Genomic DNA, 4,677 nt, shown 5'->3' with positions numbered 1-4,677 from the left:
TTGGTCAGAGCCGGGATACGGCTCTGATTTTTCTTGTGGCGGCAGTGGTGTTCACGCTGTCTCTGTGGCCGATGCTGCGGTTGGCCAGCGAGATTATCGCGCCGAATGGTCAGCTCTCTGACAGTGCATTGCGCTCGGCGCTTTCTTCAACCTCCACATGGGTTGCCACGCGTAATTCTTTAATCACCGGATTTGGCGGCACACTTGCTGCTGTTATCCTTGGCAGTGCCGTGGCGCTGCTGGTGAGCCTGACCAATATTCGCGGTCGCGGCGTGTTCGTGCTGATGTTTGTGGTGCCGCTGCTGATTGCGCCGCAAGTGACGGCATTGGCATGGCTGCAACTCTTTGGCCCCGCGAGCCCATTTCTCAAAATGATCGGCATGGCGCCCGAGCTTGGCAGCCGTAATCCGCTTTATTCTACCACCGGTATTATTGCATTGCTCGGCATTCAATATGCGCCGCTGGTGTTCCTGATTGTACGTGCTGGTTTGCGTAAATTGCCGCGTGAGCTGGTTGAAGCCGCTTTGAGCAGCGGTGCCAGCAAATGGCAGGTAACGCGCACAATCATTGTGCCGCTGATGACGCCATCGGTAATCGGCGCTTCTGCGCTGGCTTTTGTGTCCTGTGTTGGTAATTTCGGTATTCCTGCTTTCTTGGGTATTCCGGCCAATGTGCTGGTATTGCCGACCCTGATTTATCAGAAGCTTGCCGGTGGCGGGCCATCAGTGCTGTCGGAAGTGGCTGTGCTTTCACTGCTGATCGGTGTGATCGCAATGGCGGGTATTCTGTGTCAGGATTATATGGCGCGCCGCCGCGATTATCGTATTGCCTCAACCTCACTGCCTGCCGCGCCTTTTGAACTTGGCTCATGGCGTCTGACTGTTGAGATCGCTTGTTGGTTGCTGATTGCCGTGGTGCTGGTATTGCCGATGTTTGGCCTGTTGCTCACCGCATTGGTGCCTGCTTTCGGTATTCCGCTGAGCTGGCAGACCGCAACACTGGATAATCTGAAATTTGTGCTGCTTGATCATGCAGGGGCTCGCCGTGCGCTGGTCAATTCATTCACCCTGTCGCTGGCCGCAGCCGGTTTTGCAGTGCTGGTGGCGGTGCCGCTTGGCTATCTCATCACATGGCGGTCGCGCTGGTGGACACGCTTGCTCAATCTCGCAGCCGAACTGCCTTATGCTCTGCCGGGTGTGGTGCTGTCGATCGCCGCATTGCTGATGTTCCTCAAACCTTTGCCGGTTGTCGGGCTGCATCTCTATAATACGATCTGGATTATTCTCTACGCCTATCTGGCACGGTTTTTGGTGCTGGCATTGCGCCCGACCATTACCGGTCTGCATCAGATCGACCGTGCTCTGGAAGAGGCGGCACAGGTGGCCGGTGCTGGACTGCTGACACGCCTGCGCACCATCGTGTTTCCGTTGGTAGCACCGGCAACTCTGGCCGGTGGTGTGCTGATTTTCATGACCGCTTTTTCGGAGCTGACTGTTTCCGCGCTATTATGGTCATCGGGATCGGAAACGCTGGGCGTGGTGATTTTCTCTTTTGAACAGGGTGGCGATTCACCCTATGCGGCGGCAGTCTCTGTGCTGGTCGTGTTGATTACATTCTTACTGATGCTGGTGACCAATATGTTCGCCAGATATCTGCCTGACGGAGTTCTGCCATGGCGGGATTGACTATCTCTCAGCTTTCCAAAAGCTTTAACGACACCAAAGTGCTGACCGATGTGTCGCTGGACATCGCCAATGGTGAATTCATTGCGGTGCTGGGGCCTTCCGGCTGTGGCAAGACCACATTGCTGCGTATGATTGCCGGATTTGAACAGGCGAATGACGGTGTGATCTATGTCGGCGATAATCTGGTGACCGGCAAAGGACAATTCGTGCCGCCGGAAAAACGCCGTGTCGGTATTGTGTTCCAGAACTATGCTCTCTGGCCGCATATGACTGTTTCGGAAAATGTGGGCTATAGTCTGAAGATAGCCAAGGTGGAAAAGACTGAGCGTGAACACCGTGTGCAAGAGGCACTGAAGCTGGTTGATCTGCAGGGCTATGGGGATCGTCGTCCGGCCAATCTTTCCGGTGGGCAGCGTCAGCGCGTAGCATTGGCGCGTTGTCTGGTGGCTGCGCCGTCGCTGGTGCTGTTTGACGAGCCGCTGGCCAATCTGGACGTGCATTTGCGCGCATCGATGGAAGATGAGTTTGCGCGCTTCCATAAGCGTACCGGCACGACGATTATCTATATCACCCACGATCAGGCCGAGGCGATGGCACTGGCCGACCGTATTGCGGTGATGGACAAGGGCAGGCTGATGCAGTTTGCTTCGCCGAAAACGCTTTATAATGAACCGGCCAATGCGATGGTTGCGTCCTTTATTGCGCAGGGCATGGTGCTGCCTGCGGAGATTTTGAGCGTCAATGGCAGTGGTTCCTGTGAAGCCGTGGTGCTGGGGCAGCAGGTGCGGTTGCGTTGTCGTGCTGATGAAGTGGTGCGCAAAGACGCACAGATTTGTATCCGTGAGGATGATCTGGAACTGGTGAAACAGGACGGATTTGCTGTGCGGGTGACACGCTCGGTCTATCAGGGCGGTGCATCACGGATTGAAGCTGTTGCTGAGCAGGCACCGGAACTGAACCTGCATTTCAATCTGCCGGATCCGCTGCATCTCAAAGCGGATGATGTGGCGCAATTACGTATCCGGTCAGGCTGGGTAATACCGGAAGCAGGTGCCGTATGAAGATCAATCTCTATGGCGGTTTCGGTGAAAAAGGACGCTTAGGCGTTGGTATTAGCACAACTAAAACCAGGTTGCTGTTTGATATCGGTATTAAAGTCGGAGCTACAGGCCGCGATTATTATCCGCTGATTGAAAGCACAGAGATTTCCGCGCTGGATGCTGTGCTGATCTCCCATGCCCATGAGGATCATGTCGGCGGTTTGTTGTGGTTGCTGGCGCAGGGCTTTCAGGGGCGCATCCTGATGACTGCCGAGACTTTGGCAGAAACAGCTCAAACTCTGAAGAATTATGCCGAGCAACAGCATTTGGAAAAGATTGTCTTTCCGCAGGAACGCATTGAACTGTTCAAAGCAGGCGATGTGCTGACCATTGGTGATGCGGAAATCACCACCGGTCGTTCCGGCCATGTGGCAGGCGGCGTGTGGTTCTGTGTTGAGGCCGAAGGGCACAAAATTCTCTATAGCGGTGATGTGGTGCCGGATAGTCCGGTGCTGGAGATGGATGCATTTCCGCAATGTGATCTGTTGCTGCTGGATGCCTCTTATGGTGCTGATGCTGTTTCGGGGGACACACGGGCACAGCAAATCCGAGAATGGATTTTGCAGAACCGTGATGGTTGTCTGCTGCCGACACCACTCTCCGGTCGCTCGCTGGAACTGATGGCACTGATGCCGGTTAATTTTGCTATTCATGCGGATATGCGTGCTGCACTGGCCGAGCAGATTGCAGCGACTGGTGCCCTGCGGGATGGTGTGGCCGGACGGTTGAAACAATTGCTGCATCAGGCGCAGGACTGGCGTGAAGATCAGGCGCTGCCGCGCTGTCCGCTGCTGACATTTGACGCGATGGGACAGGCAGGGCCTTCCGCCTATGCCATGAACCGTGCGTTGCGCACCGGCTGGCCGGTTTTGCTGACCGGTCACGTGCCGGAAGATACACCGGCCTTTGATATGTTGCGGGACGAGCTGGCGGACTGGATCAGATTGCCGACCCATCCGACTTTGAGCGGCATGGTCGCGCTTTGGGAGCAGGCGGGTAAGCCTGATATGCTTGGTCATTCCTGCTCGGCTCAATTGCTTGGCGAACTGGCAGAGCATATCCCAGTTGTGCGTCAGGATGTGAAGAGCGGTGATGTGATAGAATTGGGAGAAGCCTGATGCGTATTTTGCTTTGTAACGATGACGGTATTGATGCGGAAGGTCTGGCTTTTCTGGAACGTGCTGCACGGGCATTGAGTGATGATGTGTGGGTGGTGGCACCGGATGGTAAGCGAACAGCTGCGGGTGCATCCATCACCATAGGCAAACCACTGACCATGATGAAGCGCGGAGAGCAGCGTTACTCCTGTTCCGGTACGCCTGCCGATTGTGTTGTGTCGGCGATGAGCTGGCTGTTCAAAGATCAGGCCAAGCCTGATCTGGTGCTGGCAGGGATTAATGACGGGCGCAATGTGGCCGAAGATCTGGCCTATTCCGGTACGCTTGGTATTGCCCGTGAGGCAACATTCTGGGGTATTGCGGCCATTGGTTTTTCACAGGTCAAACAGCCGCGCCGTGGTGAAGATGATCTGGCGGCGCTGGTGCAATTACTGCGCAACCTGTTCGAGCAGCGTGCAGACTGGCAGAGAGAAGGGCACTGGCTGAGCATTAATCTGCCGCATAGTCTGCCTGCGCCAATTGCCCAGCCGCGCATCGGTCGGGACAAGATTGCCTCTGCCGCAGATGTGGTCAGCATAGATGGTGATGAGACAGTGCTGATGGTGCCGCGCGGACGTCCGCATTCATCTTCTGAAGGCGATGATAATGATCTGATTGATCGCGGTTTCATCTGCATCAACCGGCTCAACTGGTTTGGTGAGACGGTGCTAAGTGAAAATCTTATCAAATCCTTAGACAGATAAGTTTGTCTTTCGATTCAGATATGAAAAAAGA

4 protein-coding genes are annotated in these 4,677 nt (G+C 55.1%); all 4 read left to right on the top strand.

Features of this window, described 5'->3' with window-relative positions:
- Window positions 1-1,685: iron ABC transporter permease (locus A918_RS0101495; protein WP_022709341.1), on the top strand; the 1,685-nt coding region annotated here is incomplete at its 5' end.
- Entirely contained in the window at window positions 1,673-2,746 is a 1,074-nt protein-coding gene (locus A918_RS0101490; RefSeq protein WP_022709340.1) for an ABC transporter ATP-binding protein, read from the top strand. The genes A918_RS0101495 and A918_RS0101490, both read left to right, overlap by 13 nt.
- Window positions 2,743-3,903 (top strand): MBL fold metallo-hydrolase, encoded by a 1,161-nt coding sequence (locus tag A918_RS0101485; protein ID WP_022709339.1) that lies wholly within the window; start codon window positions 2,743-2,745, stop codon window positions 3,901-3,903. Before A918_RS0101490 ends, A918_RS0101485 begins: the two co-directional genes overlap by 4 nt.
- Window positions 3,903-4,646, top strand: a complete 744-nt coding sequence (locus tag A918_RS0101480; protein WP_022709338.1) for a 5'/3'-nucleotidase SurE — start codon at window positions 3,903-3,905, stop codon at window positions 4,644-4,646. Before A918_RS0101485 ends, A918_RS0101480 begins: the two co-directional genes overlap by 1 nt.
- The last annotated feature ends 31 nt before the right edge of the window (window positions 4,647-4,677 follow it).

Origin of the sequence: Pseudochrobactrum sp. AO18b, assembly GCF_000409565.1 — a bacterium.
In the GTDB taxonomy this organism is placed as follows: Bacteria; Pseudomonadota; Alphaproteobacteria; order Rhizobiales; family Rhizobiaceae; genus Pseudochrobactrum; species Pseudochrobactrum saccharolyticum.
Note: the sequence above shows the minus strand (reverse complement) of the source record. Positions and strands in the feature narration are given on the sequence as shown.